This window comes from Aromatoleum aromaticum EbN1, from assembly GCF_000025965.1.
In the GTDB taxonomy this organism is placed as follows: domain Bacteria; phylum Pseudomonadota; class Gammaproteobacteria; order Burkholderiales; family Rhodocyclaceae; genus Aromatoleum; species Aromatoleum aromaticum.
Genome location: NC_006513.1, coordinates 2,836,966 through 2,854,687 on the forward strand (window position 1 = coordinate 2,836,966; position 17,722 = coordinate 2,854,687).

The following is a 17,722-nucleotide window of genomic DNA, read 5'->3' on the forward strand; positions in this document are numbered from 1 at the left end:
GCAAGGATGGCCTTGGCGAGCCTGGGCCTCAGGCACCGAAAAAGTCCTTGACCTTGTCCATCCAGGATTTGGCTTTGGGGTTGTGGCGGTCGGCGTCCGAGCTGGAAACCTCCTCGAATTCGCGCAATAGCTCTTTCTGACGTTCCGTGAGATTGACCGGGGTTTCGACGACTACATGGCACATCAGGTCGCCGTGGGCCTGCGAGCGGACGTTGCGGATTCCCTTTCCACGCAGCCGGAACACCTTGCCGCTCTGCGTCTCGGCGGGAATTTTCAGTCGGGCCATGCCTTCGAGCGTCGGGATTTCGATCTCGCCGCCGAGCGCCGCGGTCGTGATGCTGATCGGCATCTCGCAATGCAGGTCGTCGTGGTCGCGCTGGAATACCGGGTGGGCGCGGATATGGATCTCGACATACAGGTCTCCCGGTGGCCCGCCATTGACACCCGGTTCGCCGTGACCGGCGTGTCGCAGGCGCATTCCTTCGTCGATTCCCGCCGGGATCTTCACTTCCAGCGTCTTCTGCCGCTTTACCCGGCCGGCGCCGCCGCAGTCGCGGCACGGATCGGGAATGATTCGCCCGGTGCCGTGGCATTTCGGGCAGGTCTGCTGGATCGAGAAGAAGCCTTGCTGGATGCGCACCTGGCCGGCGCCACCGCAGGTGGGGCAGGGCTTCGGCTGCGTGCCGGGTTTCGCGCCGCTGCCATGACAGGTTTCGCATTCCTCGACGGTCGGGATGCGGATCGTCTTGTCGGCGCCGCGGGCCGCTTCTTCGAGGGAGATTTCGAGGTTGTAGCGAAGATCAGCGCCGCGATACACGTTCGAGCGCCCGCGTCCGGCCCCGCCCGCACCGCCGAAAATATCGCCGAAGATGTCGGAGAACGCATCCGCGAACCCATCGAAACCCTGCCCGCCAGGCCCGGCACCCGCAGAGGGATCGACCCCGGCATGTCCGTAGCGGTCGTACGCAGCGCGCTTTTGCGCATCGGACAGGATCTCGTACGCGTTTTTCGCTTCCTTGAAGTGGTCCTCGGAGTCCTTGTTGTCCGGATTGCGGTCCGGGTGATGCTTCATGGCCAGCTTGCGGTAGGCCTTCTTGATCTCGTTGTCCGAGGCGTCGCGGTTGACACCCAGCACCTCGTAGTAATCCCTTTTTGCCATCTTGGTTCGCTCAGGCTGTGAGACCGGGAGGGTCTCCCGATCATGCAAAAGGCCGAGCCGGCCAGTGCGAGGCGCACCGGCAGGGGCTCGGCCGACATCCCGCCTTCCGGCGAGCGATTACTTCTTGTCTTTGACTTCGGTGAACTCGGCGTCGACGACATCGGCATCGGCAGCTTTCGAGCCGCCCGTGGAGCCGCCGCCGGCTGCCTCGTCCGTGGCGCCGCCTTCAGCGCCCTGCGACTGCGCATACATCTGCTCGCCGAGCTTCTGGCTGGCCGTCGCCAAAGCCTGCATCCGGGCTTCGATCGTGTCCTTGTCGTTGCCCTTCAGCGCCTCTTCCGCGTCCTTCATCGCCTGTTCGATCTTTTCCTTCTCGTCGGCGCTGATCTTGTCGCCGTATTCGGTCAGCGATTTCTTCACCGAATGCACCAGCGCGTCGCACTGGTTGCGGATATCGACCAGCTCGTGGGCCTTCTTGTCTTCCTCGGCGTGCGCCGCGGCGTCCTGCACCATGCGCTGGATCTCGTCCTCGGACAGGCCCGAGTTCGCCTGGATCTTGATCTTGTTCTCCTTGCCGGTCGCCTTGTCCTTCGCCGAGACGTGCAGGATGCCGTTCGCGTCGATGTCGAACGTGACCTCGATCTGCGGCATGCCGCGCGGAGCGGGCGGGATGTCGGACAGGTTGAACTGGCCGAGGCTCTTGTTGCCGGAGGCCATTTCACGTTCGCCCTGCAGCACGTGGATCGTCACCGCGCTCTGGTTGTCGTCGGCCGTCGAGAACACCTGGCTCGCCTTCGTCGGCACGGTGGTGTTCTTCTGGATCAGCTTCGTCATCACGCCGCCGAGCGTCTCGATGCCGAGCGACAGCGGGGTCACGTCGAGCAGCAGCACGTCCTTGACTTCGCCCTGCAGCACGCCGCCCTGGATCGCTGCGCCGACGGCAACGGCTTCGTCCGGGTTCACGTCGCGGCGCGCTTCCTTGCCGAAGAACTCCTTGACCTTCTCCTGCACCTTCGGCATCCGGCTCTGGCCGCCGACCAGGATCACGTCGTCGATGTCGTTGATCTTCAGGCCGGCATCCTTCAATGCGACGCGGCACGGTTCGATTGTGCGCTGCACCAGATCTTCGACGAGCGATTCGAATTTGGCGCGCGTGATCTTCACTGCGAGGTGCTTCGGACCCGACGCATCGGCGGTGATGTAGGGCAGGTTCACTTCGGTCTGCTGGCCCGACGACAATTCGATCTTCGCCTTCTCGGCCGCTTCCTTCAGGCGCTGCAGCGCGAGCACGTCCTTCTTCAGGTCGACGCCCTGTTCCTTCTTGAACTCGGTGACGATGTAGTCGATCAGGCGCTGGTCGAAGTCCTCGCCGCCGAGGAAAGTGTCGCCGTTCGTCGCGAGCACTTCGAACTGGTGTTCGCCGTCGATGTCGGCGATTTCGATGATGGAGATATCGAAGGTGCCGCCGCCGAGGTCATAAACCGCGATCTTCGAGTCGCCCGGCTTCTTGTCCATGCCGAACGCGAGCGCTGCGGCGGTCGGCTCGTTGATGATGCGCTTGACCTCGAGCCCTGCGATGCGGCCGGCGTCCTTGGTCGCCTGGCGCTGGCTGTCGTTGAAGTAGGCCGGCACCGTGATGACGGCTTCGGTGACTTCCTCGCCGAGGTAGTCCTCGGCAGTCTTCTTCATCTTGCGCAGCACTTCGGCGGAGACCTGCGGCGGGGCGATTTTCTTGCCGCGCACTTCGACCCACGCGTCGCTGTTGTCGGCCTTGCAGATCGTATAGGGCATCAGGTCGATGTCCTTCTGTACTTCCTTCTCTTCGAAGCGGCGGCCGATCAGGCGCTTGACGGCGAACAGCGTGTTCTTCGCGTTCGTGACCGCCTGGCGCTTGGCCGGCGCGCCGGTCAGGATCTCGCCGTCTTCCGCGTACGCGACGACGGACGGGGTGGTACGTGCGCCTTCGGAGTTTTCGATGACCTTGGGCTTGCCGCCTTCCATCACGGCGACGCAGCTATTCGTCGTGCCCAGGTCGATACCGATGATTTTTCCCATTGCCGTTCCTTTCAAGTGAGGGGTGAAGGGTGAGGCGGAGGACGCCTGGCGTCACTGCCGTAACCACGCCTCACCGGATTTTCGTTGTTTAGTAGATCGGGGCGCCGCGCCGGATTTCAAGCATCCGCGGCGAGGCTTATGTGCCCTTGGCTTTCGAAACCATCACCATTGCAGGGCGGATCACGCGCCCGTGCAGCAGGTAGCCTTTCTGCAGCACGTTGAGGACTGTATTCGGCTCGCCTTCGGCTTCGATCGCGCTGATCGCCTGGTGCTTGTTCGGATCGAACTTTTGTCCGGCCGGGTCTTCTTCGGTGAGGCCTCCGTTCTGGAAGGCAGCGTTCAGTTGCTTGAGCGTCAGTTCAACGCCTTCCCGCAGACTCTCCAGAGTCTGTTTCTCGATCGTGAGCGCGGCTTCGAGGCTGTCCTTGACCGGTAGCATGGCGGCGGCGAATTTCTCGGCTGCAAACTTCGACGCCTTGGCGATGTCTTCCTGCGCCCGACGGCGGACGTTCTCGGTTTCTGCCCGGGCTCGCAGCCATGCGTCGTGGTGTTCGGCGGCTTTCAGCTCAAGTTGACGCAGGGTTTCTTCGATGCGCGGCATCGTGTCCGTATCGGGAGGTGCCTGTTCGTTCGTCGGTTGCGGCGGCACTGATTCACCATCTGGAGGCTGGGGCAGTTCGCCCTGGATTTCGGAAGGCTGCTTGTTTTCCTGCATGGGTGAAATCTTCCTTTGTTCTTCGACCGTGCCCAATTGGGGGCATGATTCCATTTTTCAAGGGGGCAAGCGACTTTTCGAAAGTTGCCGGTTTGTCGGCGGGTGTGTCACGATTCGGCCCCTTCGCGTGAATGTCGCGAGGCAGTGCTTACTGCGGGCGGGAAGGCATGGAACGAGGATGAGCGAGATTTCGCACAGCATCGGAAAATACCGGGTCATCGAGGAGGTGGGGCGCGGTGCGACTGCCATCGTCTATAAGGTGGAATCGCCCGATGATCCCGAACCGCTGGCCGTCAAGCTCGTCCGCTTCCAGGACAAGGCGAGGGACGAGGCGAAGTGGAACCGTCGCCTGCTCAAGCTGCTGAAGGCCGAACAGGCGGTCGTCAGCCGCCTCGACCATCCGAACATCGTCCGCATCCATGAAGTCGTCACCGAGCCGGACCAGGCTTACGTGGTGATGGAGTATTTCCCCGGCGAGTCGCTCGAACGGTACTGCAGCTTCGAGCGGCTGCTGCCGATTCATCGCACGATCGGCATCGTCTTCAAGTGCTGCATGGCACTCGACCACGCCTATCGGCAGGGGGTTGTCCACCGGGACATCAAGCCGGCCAACATCCTGGTCGACGAGAACGACAACGTAAAGATTACCGATTTCGGCCTGGCGCTGAACATCAACAAGAAGGTCGAGACCGACTCGACTTTCATCATGGGCGTCGGTTCGCCCGCCTATATGAGCCCCGAGCAGATCAAGGGCTACCCGCTGAACCAGAAAACCGATCTGTATTCGCTCGGCGTCGTGCTGTTCCATTTACTGACCGGCCGCTTGCCGTTTCGTGCGGCGAATCCGGCGCAGCTGATCTACAGGATCATCAATGCGGATCCGCCGCTGGTTTCGCAGCTGAACCCGGATATGCCGGAGCTGATGAACACGGTCCTGCGCAAGGCGCTGGAGAAGGATCTTTACTCGCGCTACCGCAACGGCGCCGAGTTTGCGAAGGATCTGTCAGCGGTGCGCTACAAGATCGTCGACGAGGACGTGCCCCAGGATACGACGCGGTTCGCGACCCTGCGCAAGCTCGCGTTCTTCACCGAATTCGACGACGTGGAATTGTGGGAAGTGTTGCGCACTTCGACCTGGCGCAGCGTGGCGGCACGGACGACGCTGATTCGCGAGCGCGACGCCGACCAGCGCTTCGGCGTCGTGGTGGCCGGCGAGGTGGAGTTGTCGGTCGAAGGGCGCAGGGTGCAGCGGCTCGGCCCGGGCGAGGTCTTCGGCGAGCTGGCGTGGCTCGATACGATCGACCACCGACATCCGGTGAGCGCGGTCGCAGTGGCGCCAACGAGTTACATCGAGATCAACCCGGCGGCGTTGGCGCTGGCGACGGAAGAGGTGCGGGAACTTTTCCGCCGGCTGCTGGCGACGACGGTCGCGCGGCGGTTCGCAGGTGCCGCGCGGCAACTCGCCAGGCATTGCGAGCCGGCCGTTATCGGCGATCTGACCGCCAGCGGGGGGCTCGACCTGCAGATCCTCGACGACTGAGTCGGGAAAATCGCAGGGCCCGGGAGGCCATGATCAGTTCCGGCGCCGCGTGGTTACGATGCGGACCTGTCTGCCGTCACGCCCGCTCAATGCGACGCTTGCGAGCCAGGCGAGCAGGCTGTAGAGCAGTGCGGCCCAGAAGGCGGTCCAGAAGTCCGGGACGTATACACCACTGACGAGGCTGGCGACGGCCCAGAACAGCAATGCATTGATCACGAGCGTGAACAGCCCGAGTGTCAGCAGTGTGATCGGCAGCGTGATGAAGATCAGGATGGGCCGGATCAGCGTATTGATCAGCGCGAGCAGCAGCACAGTGACGAGCGCTGCGGCATAGCTGTCGACGCGCAAATCGGTGATGACTTGCGGGAGCAGCATCAGCGCGACCGCATTGAGCAGCCACTGCAGCGCGAGTCTGAAACGAGGATCCATTTCAGCGCTCCGCTCCTGCGGTACGTGCCCGTTGGGCTGTCGCCGCGAGGAGTTCCGCCGCCGGCACGGGAGCTTCGAGCCAGTCGCCGATCCGGCTGCGGACGATGTCGGTCAATGCGGCAATCCAGTCATGTCGCTCGTTGAGGCAGGGAATGTAATGAAAAGCCTTGCCGCCGGCGCCGAGGAACGCCGTCCTGCATTCGAGGGCGATTTCCTCGAGGGTTTCGAGGCAGTCCGAAGCGAACCCCGGGCAGATCACGTCGACGCGGCCGGTTCCTTTGCGGCCGAGTGCTTCGAGAGTCGGCTGAGTATAGGGTTTCAGCCATTCCGCCTTGCCGAAGCGGGACTGGAAAGTGAGCTGCCAGCGCTCGGGCGGCAGGTCGAGCTTCGCGGCGAGCAGGCGGGCGGTGACATGGCACTCGCAGTGGTAAGGATCGCCCAGATCGAGCGAGCGCTTCGGTATGCCGTGAAAGCTCATCACGAGCTGATCCGGCTCGCCGTGTTTTGCCCAGTGGTCGCGTACGCTCCTGGCGAGCGCTCCGACGTAGCCGGGGTGATCGTGAAAGTTCCGTACATAGCGGATCTCGGGCAGGTTGCGCCAACGGGTCAGGCAGCCCGCGACCTCGTCGATGACGCTCGCGGTGGTGCTCGCCGCATACTGCGGATACAGCGGCACGACGAGGATTCGGCTGCAGCCCTCGGCTTTCATGCGGCCGAGTATGTCGGATATCGAGGGCGCCCCATAGCGCATCGCCCAGTCGACGACGACGCTGGTCACCCCCGCGTGGCCCAGATACCCGGCAAGGAGTTTTGCCTGTCGTTCGGTGTGGACTTTGAGCGGGGAACCGGCGTCGCTCCAGATGGCCGCATATTTCTCGGCCGATTTCTTCGGCCGCAGGTTGAGAATGACTCCGTTCAGAATCGGCCACCAGATCGCGCGCGGGATCTCGACGACGCGCGGGTCGGAGAGGAATTCCTTGAGATAAGGGCGAACCGCTGCGGCAGTCGGCGCCGCGGGAGTGCCGAGATTGACAAGCAGGATACCGGTGCGCTCGGGAGTGCCGTGGGTGTGGGCGGGTTCGGGCCAGTAACGGGCCATGCAAGTCCTTTGGGAGCGGGCCGAGGCGTTCAGCCAGGGCTCGAGAGCGCGTTCGACAGGAGGCGGGCCGTGATGTCGACGATCGGGATGACTCGGTCGTAGGCCATGCGCGTCGGGCCGATGACGCCGACCGAACCAACCACTTTGCCGTTGACTTCGTAGCCTGCGGTCACGACGCTGCAGCCGTCGAGTTGCGAGAGCCCGGATTCGTCACCAATGAAGATCTGCACGCCGTGCGCGCGATTCGAGAGGTCGAGCAGCTGCATCAGGCCGGTCTTCTGCTCGAACAGCTTGAACAGTTCGCGCAGGCGCGCCATGTTCGACGACAGGTCCTCGACGTCGAGCAAGTTGGTTTCACCCGACAGCACATAGCTCGCGCTGTCTTCGGCGGCCGCGTTGCCGGCCTCGACGGCGGCCGTCATGAGTTCGCTCATGTCGCTGCGCAACTGCTTGAGTTCGTCGCGGATGCGGGCACGGATGTCGTCGAATCCGAGGCCGACGAAGTGCTCGGTGAGGTAGCTGGCCGCCTCGGCGAGCTCGGCTGAGGAGTAGGCGCGGCGCGTGATCAGGATGCGGTTCTGCACGTCCCCGGCAGTGGTCACGATGATCAGCAGGATGCGGTTTTCGGCCAGGCTGATGAACTCGATCTGCCGGATCTTCACGGTATCGCGGCGCGGGGAAACGACCACGCCGGCGAACTGCGTGAGTTCGGACAGCAGGTGCGATGCGGAATTCATCAGGCGCTGCGGCTGATCGGGCTGCAACTGGCCCTTGAGTTCGCGCACGCGCGCCTGTTCGAGCGGCTGCACGGTCAGCAGCGAATCGACGAAGAAACGGTAGCCCAAGGCGGTCGGGATGCGCCCGGCCGAAGTGTGCGGGCTGGTGATGAAGCCTTTCTCCTCTAGGTCGCTCATCACGTTGCGCACCGTCGCCGGCGACAGCTCGAGGCCGGAATAGCGTGAAAGTGCACGCGAGCCGACCGGCTGACCTTCGACGATGTATCGTTCGATCAGGGTCTTCAGCAGTATCTGTGAGCGGGGGTCTAGCAGCTTCATTATCCGTTACGCACTATTGCGGTGATTCTAACAGCCTGTGGGCGAACGCTGTCGTCTGCCAAGGCATTAAGCGATGTGGTTTAATCCGCGCATGAGCAAGAACTTCCGCGTCGTTGCACTGATCGGCAAGTACCAGAGCCCCGAGGTGGCGGAGGCGGTGCTGCGCATCGCCGAATTCCTGCGAGTGCGCGGACTTGACGTGTGGATCGAACAGGGGACCGCAAGTTCCATTGGCATGGCCGGCCAGTTTGCCGTTGCGAGCTACGAGGAGATCGGCGCGCAGGCGGATCTCGCCGTCGTGCTCGGGGGCGACGGCACGATGCTCAATACGGCGCGCCGGCTTTCCCAGCACGGCGTGCCGCTGGTCGGAATCAACCAGGGCAGGCTCGGTTTCCTCACCGATATCTCGCGCGACGAAGCGTTGCCGAAACTCGGCGAGATTCTCGAGGGACGCTATACCGAGGAGTCGCGCGCGATGCTCGATGCCGAAGTGCTGCGGGCGGGCCACCGCGTATTCCAGACGCTCGCGCTCAACGATGTCGTGATCAACAAGGGCGACCTGGGGCGGATGATCGAGTTCGATCTGTCGATCGACGGGGAATTTGTCTATACGCAACGCTCGGACGGGATGATTCTGGCGACCCCGACGGGTTCGACGGCATACGCATTGTCGGCCAACGGGCCGATCCTCCATCCGAACGTCGGGGGGATCGCCCTTGTGCCCTTGTGCCCTCACGCACTCACCGCGCGTCCGGTCACGTTGCCGGATACTTCCCATATCGAGATCGTGCTGTTGCCCCAGCATGATGCCCGGATACATTTCGATGGCCAGGCCCGCTTCGACGCCCGCGCCGGCGACCGGCTGCGAGTCACCCGTTCGCCCGATGTCGTCCGCCTGCTGCATCCGCAGGGCTACAGCTATTTCGCCATGCTGCGTGAGAAGCTCCACTGGAGCGCGACGCCGCGTCGTCCCTGACTAACCAATCGTTTTCCGACCCTGCCCCGCTCATGCTCCGTCGCCTGGCCATTCGGGATTTCGTGATCGTCGACCGCCTCGAGCTCGAGTTCGAAGCGGGGTTCGGCGCGCTGACCGGGGAAACCGGGGCGGGCAAGTCGATCCTGCTCGATGCGCTCGGCCTGGCCCTGGGCGGACGTGCCGACGCCGGCGCAGTGCGCGCGGGATGCGGCAAGGCGGATATCGCAGCCGAGTTCGACCTGCCGCCGTCGAGCCCGCTCGGCGAGTGGCTGGCGGGGCAGGACCTGACGGCGGATGATGGAGTGGTGATCCTGAGACGGGTGGTCGAGGCCGGCGGGCGCTCGCGGGCGTGGCTCAACGGCGTGCCGGTCACGCAGGGGCAGTTGCGCGAAGCGGGCGACTGGCTTGCCGACATTCATGGCCAACACGCCCATCACGCGTTGCTCAAGCCCGACGCGCAGCGGGCGCTGCTCGACATGCACGCAGGGGCCGCGGCGCTCGCCGCCGACGTCAGCGCTCGCTTCCACGCCTGGCAGCGCCTCATCGAACTGCGTCGTGCTGCGGACCAGGATTCGGCGGCGTCCGAGCGTGAGCGTGAACTCCTTGCCTGGCAAATACGCGAACTCGACGAGCTCGGGTTCAGCACCGAGGAGTGGGACCGCATCAATGTCGAACATGCCCGTCTTGCCCATGCGGCGGGTCTGATCGAGGGAGCGGACGAAGTGCTCGGCACCCTCGGCGAAGGCGATCTGGCGCTCGCTTCGCAGCTGCGCCACGTCAGCGTCCGGGTCGAGGGGATGGCCGAGATCGATTCCGATCTTGCCGATGTCCGGGAACTGGTCGCCGGCGCAGCGATCCAGGCCGACGAGGCGCTGCACGCGCTGCGGCGCTACCGCGAGCGGCTCGACCTCGATCCTCAACGCCTGGCCGAGATCGAGCGGCGCATCGAGGACGTCATGGCGCTGGCGCGCAAGCACCGCGTGGCGCCGGACGAGTTGCCGGATCTTCGCGCTGATTGGGCGCGAAAGCTCGACGACCTAGTTTCGCGCGCGGATCCGGTCCGTCTTGGCGAAGAGGAAAAGCGCCTCCACGGCGAATACGAGGCAGCCGCACGGCGGCTTTCCGCAGCACGGGTGCCGGCAGCCGAAGCTTTGTCGCGCGGCATCACCGACGCGATGCAGACGCTGGCGATGGCCGGCGGAAAGTTCGAAGTGGCGCTCGAAACCTGTGTCTCGCCGATGGCCTATGGCCTGGAATCGGTCGAATTCCGCGTCGCCGCGAACCCGAACCAGTCGTTGCGCCCGCTCGCGAAAGTTGCGTCGGGGGGGGAGCTGTCGCGCATCGGACTCGCAGTCCAGGTCATCGCCAGCCGCGACTCGGCGACGCCGACACTGATATTCGACGAGGTCGATGTCGGGATCGGCGGGCGGGTCGCGGAGATCGTCGGCCAGTTGCTGCGCCGGCTGGGGCAGGAGCGTCAGGTGCTGTGCGTGACGCATCTGCCGCAAGTGGCGGCGTGCGCCGACTGGCAATGGAGCATCGCCAAGGCGCGACGCGGGTCGGAAGTCCTGAGCACGGTTTGCGTCCTGAACAGGGAAGCGCGGGTCGAGGAGATCGCCCGCATGCTCGGCGGCGTGAACATCACCGAGACGACCCGCCGTCACGCGGCGGAAATGCTCGGTACGGAGTCGTCCGGACGCTGATCGCAGGGCCGTCTGCCGCGGCCGAAGAAACGACCCCGGGAGTGATGTTCCTGGTCAGTCTTCCTCTTCCAGTTTGCGGTTGGGACAGTCCTTTCTCAGGCAGTCCGCATAAAGATAAAGCGCGTGTTCGCGGACGATGAAACCGCGCTCTTCAGCGATCCTGTTTTGCCGCCGCTCGATTTCCGCGTCGAAAAACTCTTCCACCTTGCCGCACTGCACGCACACGAGGTGATCGTGATGGCCGCCTTTCTTGAGTTCGAACACCGCCTTGCCCGACTCGAAATAGTGCCGTTCGAGCAGGCCCGCCTGCTCGAACTGGGTCAATACGCGGTAAACAGTCGCCAGTCCGATATCCATTCCCTCGGCAATCAGGAGACGGTAGACGTCCTCGGCAGTCAGGTGGCGCAGATCGGATGTCTGGAACAGATCGAGGATCTTCAGGCGCGGATAAGTGGCTTTGAGGCCGATGTTTTTCAGGTTTTCCGAATTTTCTGACATGGTCGCCCCGCTGGGTGGCCCGGAGCCAATAAGTCATGGCTCGTGCCCGCATATGATATATTTTTTCGCCTTTGCCTGAACGATACGCCGTCTGGCGCCACCGACCAAGAACTCCATCCATGCGCTTCGTGACTCTCATGGCGGCCGTCGCCGCCTTCGGCCTGTCGGCCGGTTGTTCCATCAGCTCGCTCACCGATCAGATCAATCCCTACCGTATCGACGTGCGGCAGGGCAACTACGTCGATCAGGAAATGGTGGCCAGGCTGAAAAAGGGCATGACGCGCGAGCAGGTGCGGTTTGCGCTCGGCACGCCGCTCATCGTCGACGTGTTCCATTCCGATCGCTGGGATTACGTCTACCGCTTCCAGCCCGGCAGAGGCGAACCGCAGCAGCGCACGCTGAGCGTTTTTTTCGTCAGTGACCGGCTCGATCGCGTCGAAGGGGACATCGAACCGGGCGATGCGCAGGCCGCGACGGCGGCGCCGCAGGCCGAGCGCAGCCGCGTCGTCGAGATCGCGCCGGCCGCCGAGGATTGAGCCGGGTGGCCTGGAAGCGATCGCGCATCGCGCGAGGCTCCCGATCATGTCGAGCAAAAGGAATTCATTGATGTTGCCATTGCGCATTGCCATAGCGGGTGCATCCGGCCGGATGGGCCGGATGCTGATCGAAGCCACGCTGAAGGAGGAGGGAGCGGTGCTCGCTTCGGCCTTCGACCGTCCCGGCACGACCTTCATCGGTCGCGACGCCGGCGAACTGTCCGGAAGCGCGACCGGGATTCTGATCACAGACGATCCGCGCGCCGCGATCGCAGCGGCCGACTGCGTCATCGATTTCACGCGTCCCGAAGGCACCCTCGCGCACCTTGCCCTCGCGCGCGAACTCGGCAAGGCGATGGTCATCGGCACGACCGGCTTCTCGACGGCCGAGAAGGAGGCGATTGCCGCTGCGGCACAAGCCATTCCGATCGTGTTCGCGCCGAACATGGCGGTGGGCGTGAACGCGGTGTTCAAGCTGCTCGAAGTGGCGGCCCGCATTCTCGACGACGGCTACGACGTCGAAGTGATCGAGGCGCATCACCGCTTCAAGGTCGATGCCCCGTCGGGTACCGCCCTGCGCATGGGCGAAGTGGTCGCATGCGAACTGGGGCGCGATCTGGAAACGTGCGCGATCTACGGGCGGGAAGGGGTGACCGGGGAACGCAAGGCCGAGACGATCGGCTTTTCCACGATCCGCGGCGGCGACGTGGTCGGGGATCACACGGTTCTGTTCGCCGGTATCGGCGAGCGTATCGAGATCACTCACAGGTCCGGCAGCCGCATGCCGTATGCTTCCGGTTCGCTGCGCGCGGCGCGTTTCCTTGCCGGGCGTTCGAGTGGCCTGTTCGACATGCAGGACGTGCTCGGCCTGCGCTGATCCGGGCGCGGCGACGACGGGTGCGATTGCCTCGACAGGCGCCAAACGCTATAATCAGCGGCTTCTTGAAAGCGGGATTGGCCGGTCGGCTCGTCCCGTTTTTTTCACATTCGGGGTGGCTCGATAGCTTTTCCCGTGTCTTTTCGGCTGAACTCAGGAGTTTGTCGTGACTGCTTCCCCGCCCGCCCTACTAGCGCTTGCCGACGGGACGGTATTTTTTGGCAAGGGAGTCGGTGCGGCCGGCAGCACGGTCGGTGAGGTGGTGTTCAACACCTCGATGTCCGGTTATCAGGAAATCCTCACCGACCCGAGCTACTGCCGCCAGATCGTAACGCTGACTTATCCGCATATCGGCAACACCGGCATCAATCGGGAAGACGTCGAAGCAGGGCGTGTTCATGCCGCAGGTCTGGTGATCCGCGACCTGCCGATACTGCCGTCGAACTTCCGCATGGACCAGACTCTCGATGCCTATCTCAAGGCCGAGAACATCGTCGCGATTGCGGGGATCGACACCCGCAAGCTGACGCGTGTGCTGCGCGAAAAAGGCGCGCAAGGCGGCTGCATCGTCACTGCGGCCGACGGTGCCACCTTGAATCCCGATGCGGCGATCGCCGCGGCTCGTGCGTTCCCCGGTCTTGCGGGCATGGACCTGGCCAAGGTCGTCTGTGTCGAAAGTCCGTATCAATGGACCGAGGGCGAGTGGGCGCTCGGCAGCGGCTACGGCGAGCGGGGAGACGGGCGCTACCACGTCGTCGCGTACGATTACGGCGTCAAGCGCAACATTCTGCGGATGCTCGCGAGCCGGGGCTGCAGGCTCACCGTTGTCCCTGCGCAGACGCCGGCTGCGGAAGTCTTCGCGCTCGATGCCGATGGCGTTTTTCTGTCGAACGGTCCGGGGGATCCGGGCGCCTGCGATTATGCGATCGCGGCAGTGCGCAGTTTCCTCGAGCGCGGCATCCCGACCTTCGGCATCTGCCTGGGCCAGCAGCTGATGGCGCTCGCGGCCGGCGCCAGGACGGTCAAGATGAAGTTCGGCCACCATGGCGCGAACCATCCGGTCAAGGATCTCGAATCCGGGCAGGTCCTGATCACCAGCCAGAACCACGGCTTCGCGGTCGATCCCGATACGCTCCCGGGGAATGTGCGCACGACGCATGTGTCGCTGTTCGACGGCAGCCTGCAGGGGCTCGCCTGGAACGACGTGCCGGCGTTCTGCTTTCAGGGACATCCCGAAGCGAGTCCGGGGCCGCACGACGTGTCATACCTGTTCGACCGTTTCATCAGGATGCTCGAGACGCGCGCCAAGTAATTCGCCAGCGGCAGCCCGAGTTGCCGCTCATCAACGCAAGACCGAGGTTAGGCAATGCCTAAGCGTACAGACATTCAAAGCATACTCATCATCGGCGCCGGTCCGATCATCATCGGCCAGGCGTGCGAGTTCGACTATTCCGGGGCGCAGGCGTGCAAGGCGCTGCGCGAGGAAGGCTACAAGGTCATCCTCGTCAATTCGAATCCGGCGACGATCATGACCGACCCGGAAACGGCTGACGTCACGTACATCGAGCCGATCACCTGGCAGGTGGTCGAGAGCATCATCGAGAAGGAACGGCCGGACGCGCTGCTGCCGACGATGGGCGGGCAGACGGCGCTGAACTGTGCCCTCGACCTCGCCCGCAACGGCGTCCTCGAGAAATACGGCGTCGAACTGATCGGTGCGTCGCGCGACGCCATCGACAAGGCCGAGGACCGCCTGAAGTTCAAGGACGCGATGACGAAGATCGGGCTCGGTTCGGCCCGCTCGGCGATCGCGCACAGCATGGAAGAGGCGCTGCAGGTGCAAGGTGGCATCGGCTTTCCGGTGATCATCCGACCGAGCTTCACGCTCGGCGGGACCGGCGGCGGCATCGCCTACAACATGGAAGAGTTCGACGAGATCTGCAAGCGCGGTCTCGAGGCGAGCCCGACGAGCGAGCTGCTGATCGAGGAATCGCTGATCGGCTGGAAGGAATACGAGATGGAAGTCGTCCGCGACCGTGCGGACAACTGCATCATCGTGTGCTCGATCGAGAACCTCGACCCGATGGGCGTGCATACCGGCGACTCGATCACCGTCGCGCCCTCGCAGACGCTGACCGACAAGGAATACCAGATCCTGCGTAACGCCTCGATCGCGGTGCTGCGCGAAATCGGCGTCGATACGGGCGGCTCGAACGTGCAGTTCGCGATCAACCCGAAGGACGGTCGCATGATCGTCATCGAGATGAATCCGCGCGTGTCGCGTTCGTCGGCGCTGGCCTCGAAAGCGACCGGTTTCCCGATCGCGAAGGTGGCGGCGAAGCTTGCCGTCGGCTACACGCTCGACGAGCTCAAGAACGACATCACCGGCGGTGCCACGCCGGCTTCGTTCGAGCCGTCGATCGACTACGTCGTCACGAAAATCCCGCGCTTCGCATTCGAGAAGTTCCCGATGGCCAACGACCGCCTGACCACCCAGATGAAGTCGGTCGGCGAAGTCATGGCGATGGGCCGCACGTTCCAGGAATCGTTCCAGAAAGCGCTGCGCGGCCTCGAGGTCGGCGCCTACGGTCTCGACGAGGTCGAAGCGGATCGCGAGGACCTCGAGCATGAACTCGCGAACCCGGGCGCGCAGCGCATCTGGTACGTCGGCCAGGCGTTTCGCGAAGGTTACACGCAGGAGCAGCTGTTCAACCTGACGAAGATCGATCCGTGGTTCCTCGCGCAGATCGAAGACATCGTGCTGACCGAGAAGGCGCTCACGGGCCGCTCGCTGAAGGCGCTCCTGGCTGCCGAGCTGCGCGAGCTGAAGCGCAAGGGTTTTTCCGACCGGCGCCTCGCGAAGCTGCTCGGAGTCGACGAGACCGCGGTGCGCCTGCACCGCCACGCGAACGGCGTGCGGCCGGTGTTCAAGCGCGTCGATACCTGCGCCGCCGAGTTCGCGACCTCGACCGCCTACATGTACTCCTCGTACGAGGACGAGTGCGAGGCACGCCCGACCGACAAGAAGAAGATCATGGTGCTCGGCGGCGGACCGAACCGCATTGGGCAGGGGATCGAGTTCGACTACTGCTGCGTCCATGCCGCACTCGCGCTGCGTGAGGACGGCTATGAGACGATCATGGTCAACTGCAATCCGGAAACAGTGTCGACCGACTACGATACGTCCGATCGCCTGTATTTCGAGCCGATCACGCTCGAAGACATCCTCGAAATCGTGCATGTCGAGAAGCCGGTCGGCGTCATCGTCCAGTTCGGCGGCCAGACGCCACTCAAGAGGGCGCAGGCGCTCGAAGACAACGGCGTGCCGATCATCGGCACCAGCCCGGACATGATCGACGCTGCCGAGGACCGCGAGCGCTTCCAGAAGCTGCTGAACGATCTCGGCCTCAAGCAGCCGCCCAACCGCACTGCCCGGACGCCGGAAGCCGCGGTGCGGCTCGCGGCGGAGATCGGCTATCCGCTGGTCGTGCGTCCGAGCTACGTGCTGGGCGGGCGCGCGATGGAGATCGTGCACGAGCAGAAGGATCTCGAGCGATACATGCGCGAGGCGGTGAAAGTCTCGAATGAATCGCCGGTGCTGCTCGACCGCTTCCTCAACGACGCCACTGAAGTCGATGTCGATGCGCTGTCCGACGGCAGGCAGGTCATCATCGGCGGCATCATGGAGCACATCGAGCAGGCCGGCGTCCATTCGGGCGACTCGGCGTGCTCGCTGCCGCCTTACACGCTCTCGGCAAAGCTCCAGGACGAGCTACGTCGCCAGACCGAAGCGATGGCGCGGGCGCTGAACGTGTGCGGCCTGATGAACGTGCAGTTCGCGATCCAGGGCGACGGCGACGAGGCGACCGTCTACGTGCTCGAAGTCAATCCGCGTGCGTCGCGCACGGTGCCGTTCGTGTCGAAGGCGTGCGGCCTGCAACTGGCGAAGATTGCCGCGCGCTGCATGGCCGGACAAAGCCTGGCCAGCCAGGGCGTGACGACCGAGATCGTGCCGCCTTACTACGCGGTCAAGGAAGCCGTCTTCCCGTTCGTCAAGTTCCCGGGCGTGGATACGATTCTGGGGCCGGAAATGAAGTCCACCGGCGAAGTGATGGGCGTGGGACGCAGCTTCGCCGAAGCTTTCGTCAAATCGCAGCTCGCTGCCGGCGTACGCCTGCCGCAGTCCGGCACGGCCTTCATCAGCGTCAAGCCGACCGACCGTGGCGTCGCGGTCGAAGTGGCGCGCGAGCTTCATGAGCTCGGCTTCGGACTGGCCGCCACCCGCGGCACGGGCTCGGCGATCGAGGCCGCCGGGCTACCCGTCACGCTGGTCAACAAGGTCAACGAAGGCCGTCCGCATATTGTGGACATGATCAAGAACAATGAAATCAGCCTCGTGATCAACACGGTGGAGGAAAAGCGCCAGGCGATCATCGATTCGCGCTCGATCCGCACCAGCGCTCTCGCGGCGAAACTCACGGTATTCACCACCATCGAAGGGGCACGCGCCGCATGCATGGGGATGCGCCATCTCGAGGAGCTGCAGGTGTACGGATTGCAGTCCCTGCATGCCGAACTGACCCAAAAATCATGATCAAGACTCCTCTTACCGTCGCGGGTGCGGAAAAACTTCGCAATGAACTGCATCGGCTGAAAACCGTCGAGCGCCCCAGCGTGATCGCCGCGATCGCAGAAGCGCGTTCCCATGGCGATCTGTCGGAAAACGCCGAGTACGACGCCGCCAAGGAGCGCCAGGGATTCGTCGAGGGCAGGATCAAGGAGATCGAAGGCAAGATTTCGAGTGCGCAGATCATCGATCCGAAATTGCTCGACGCCGACGGGCGATGCGTGTTCGGCGCTACCGTCGAGCTGGAGGATATGGATACCGGACAGACGGTGATGTACCAGATCGTTGGCGATGACGAGGCGGACCTGAAGGAAAACAAGATTTCGATCAGCTCGCCCATCGCGCGTGCCTTGATCGGCAAGTTTGCAGGGGACATCGCCGAAGTCCACGCCCCGGGCGGGGTGAGGGAGTACGAGATCATCGACGTCCGCTACGTGTGAACGGAGAGCCCGT

Annotated in this window: 15 protein-coding genes; 8 read left to right on the forward strand and 7 right to left on the reverse strand. The window is 63.8% G+C overall.

Features of this window, described 5'->3' with window-relative positions; translation table 11 throughout:
- Positions 1-28: 28 nt before the first annotated feature.
- The 3 genes from dnaJ to grpE form a co-directional block, all read right to left on the reverse strand.
- Positions 29-1,159, reverse strand: coding sequence for a molecular chaperone DnaJ (dnaJ, locus tag EBN1_RS13515; RefSeq protein WP_011238520.1), 1,131 nt, complete (start codon positions 1,157-1,159; stop codon positions 29-31).
- Between the two features lie 117 nt (positions 1,160-1,276).
- Positions 1,277-3,214, reverse strand: a complete 1,938-nt coding sequence (gene dnaK, locus EBN1_RS13520; RefSeq protein WP_011238522.1) for a molecular chaperone DnaK — start codon at positions 3,212-3,214, stop codon at positions 1,277-1,279.
- A gap of 136 nt (positions 3,215-3,350) precedes the next feature.
- Positions 3,351-3,929, reverse strand: a complete 579-nt coding sequence (grpE, locus tag EBN1_RS13525) for a nucleotide exchange factor GrpE (RefSeq protein WP_011238523.1) — start codon at positions 3,927-3,929, stop codon at positions 3,351-3,353.
- 178 nt (positions 3,930-4,107) lie between these two features.
- Here grpE and EBN1_RS13530 point away from each other — a divergent pair, with 178 nt between their 5' ends.
- Complete coding sequence (locus tag EBN1_RS13530) at positions 4,108-5,469, forward strand: protein kinase domain-containing protein (protein WP_011238524.1); 1,362 nt, start codon at positions 4,108-4,110, stop codon at positions 5,467-5,469.
- A 33-nt stretch (positions 5,470-5,502) separates the two neighbouring features.
- Here EBN1_RS13530 and EBN1_RS13535 read toward each other — a convergent pair whose 3' ends face one another.
- From EBN1_RS13535 to hrcA, 3 genes are read right to left on the reverse strand one after another with little or no spacing between them, the layout of a single operon-like run.
- Positions 5,503-5,898, reverse strand: coding sequence for a phage holin family protein (locus EBN1_RS13535; RefSeq protein ID WP_011238525.1), 396 nt, complete (start codon positions 5,896-5,898; stop codon positions 5,503-5,505).
- 1 nt (position 5,899) lies between these two features.
- Positions 5,900-6,997 (reverse strand): ferrochelatase, encoded by a 1,098-nt coding sequence (gene hemH / locus EBN1_RS13540; RefSeq protein ID WP_011238526.1) that lies wholly within the window; start codon positions 6,995-6,997, stop codon positions 5,900-5,902.
- A gap of 29 nt (positions 6,998-7,026) precedes the next feature.
- A complete protein-coding gene (gene hrcA / locus EBN1_RS13545) occupies positions 7,027-8,052 on the reverse strand; it encodes a heat-inducible transcriptional repressor HrcA (RefSeq protein WP_011238527.1) in 1,026 nt (341 codons plus the stop codon).
- A gap of 91 nt (positions 8,053-8,143) precedes the next feature.
- Between hrcA and EBN1_RS13550 the strand changes: the two genes are divergently transcribed.
- Both EBN1_RS13550 and recN read left to right on the forward strand, forming a co-directional pair.
- Positions 8,144-9,028 carry an NAD kinase gene (locus EBN1_RS13550; RefSeq protein WP_041647319.1) on the forward strand — a complete coding sequence of 295 codons (885 nt, stop codon included), beginning with the start codon at positions 8,144-8,146 and terminating at the stop codon, positions 9,026-9,028.
- Positions 9,029-9,060: 32 nt separating this feature from the next.
- Positions 9,061-10,731 carry a DNA repair protein RecN gene (gene recN / locus EBN1_RS13555; RefSeq protein ID WP_011238529.1) on the forward strand — a complete coding sequence of 557 codons (1,671 nt, stop codon included), beginning with the start codon at positions 9,061-9,063 and terminating at the stop codon, positions 10,729-10,731.
- A gap of 54 nt (positions 10,732-10,785) precedes the next feature.
- On the opposite strand, the gene fur is transcribed toward recN, so the two are convergent.
- A complete protein-coding gene (gene fur, locus EBN1_RS13560; RefSeq protein WP_011238530.1) occupies positions 10,786-11,229 on the reverse strand; it encodes a ferric iron uptake transcriptional regulator in 444 nt (147 codons plus the stop codon).
- A 137-nt stretch (positions 11,230-11,366) separates the two neighbouring features.
- Here fur and EBN1_RS13565 point away from each other — a divergent pair, with 137 nt between their 5' ends.
- The 5 genes from EBN1_RS13565 to greA all read left to right on the forward strand — a co-directional run bounded on the left by EBN1_RS13565 (position 11,367) and on the right by greA (position 17,709).
- Positions 11,367-11,765, forward strand: coding sequence for an outer membrane protein assembly factor BamE (locus EBN1_RS13565; protein WP_041647321.1), 399 nt, complete (start codon positions 11,367-11,369; stop codon positions 11,763-11,765).
- A 70-nt stretch (positions 11,766-11,835) separates the two neighbouring features.
- Positions 11,836-12,642, forward strand: a complete 807-nt coding sequence (gene dapB, locus EBN1_RS13570) for a 4-hydroxy-tetrahydrodipicolinate reductase (protein ID WP_041646374.1) — start codon at positions 11,836-11,838, stop codon at positions 12,640-12,642.
- 166 nt (positions 12,643-12,808) lie between these two features.
- Entirely contained in the window at positions 12,809-13,954 is a 1,146-nt protein-coding gene (gene carA, locus EBN1_RS13575; RefSeq protein ID WP_011238532.1) for a glutamine-hydrolyzing carbamoyl-phosphate synthase small subunit, read from the forward strand.
- Positions 13,955-14,008: 54 nt separating this feature from the next.
- On the forward strand, positions 14,009-17,236 hold the full coding sequence (carB, locus tag EBN1_RS13580) for a carbamoyl-phosphate synthase large subunit (RefSeq protein WP_011238533.1): 3,228 nt from the start codon (positions 14,009-14,011) through the stop codon (positions 17,234-17,236).
- Complete coding sequence (greA, locus tag EBN1_RS13585; protein ID WP_041646376.1) at positions 17,233-17,709, forward strand: transcription elongation factor GreA; 477 nt, start codon at positions 17,233-17,235, stop codon at positions 17,707-17,709. Before carB ends, greA begins: the two co-directional genes overlap by 4 nt.
- The last annotated feature ends 13 nt before the right edge of the window (positions 17,710-17,722 follow it).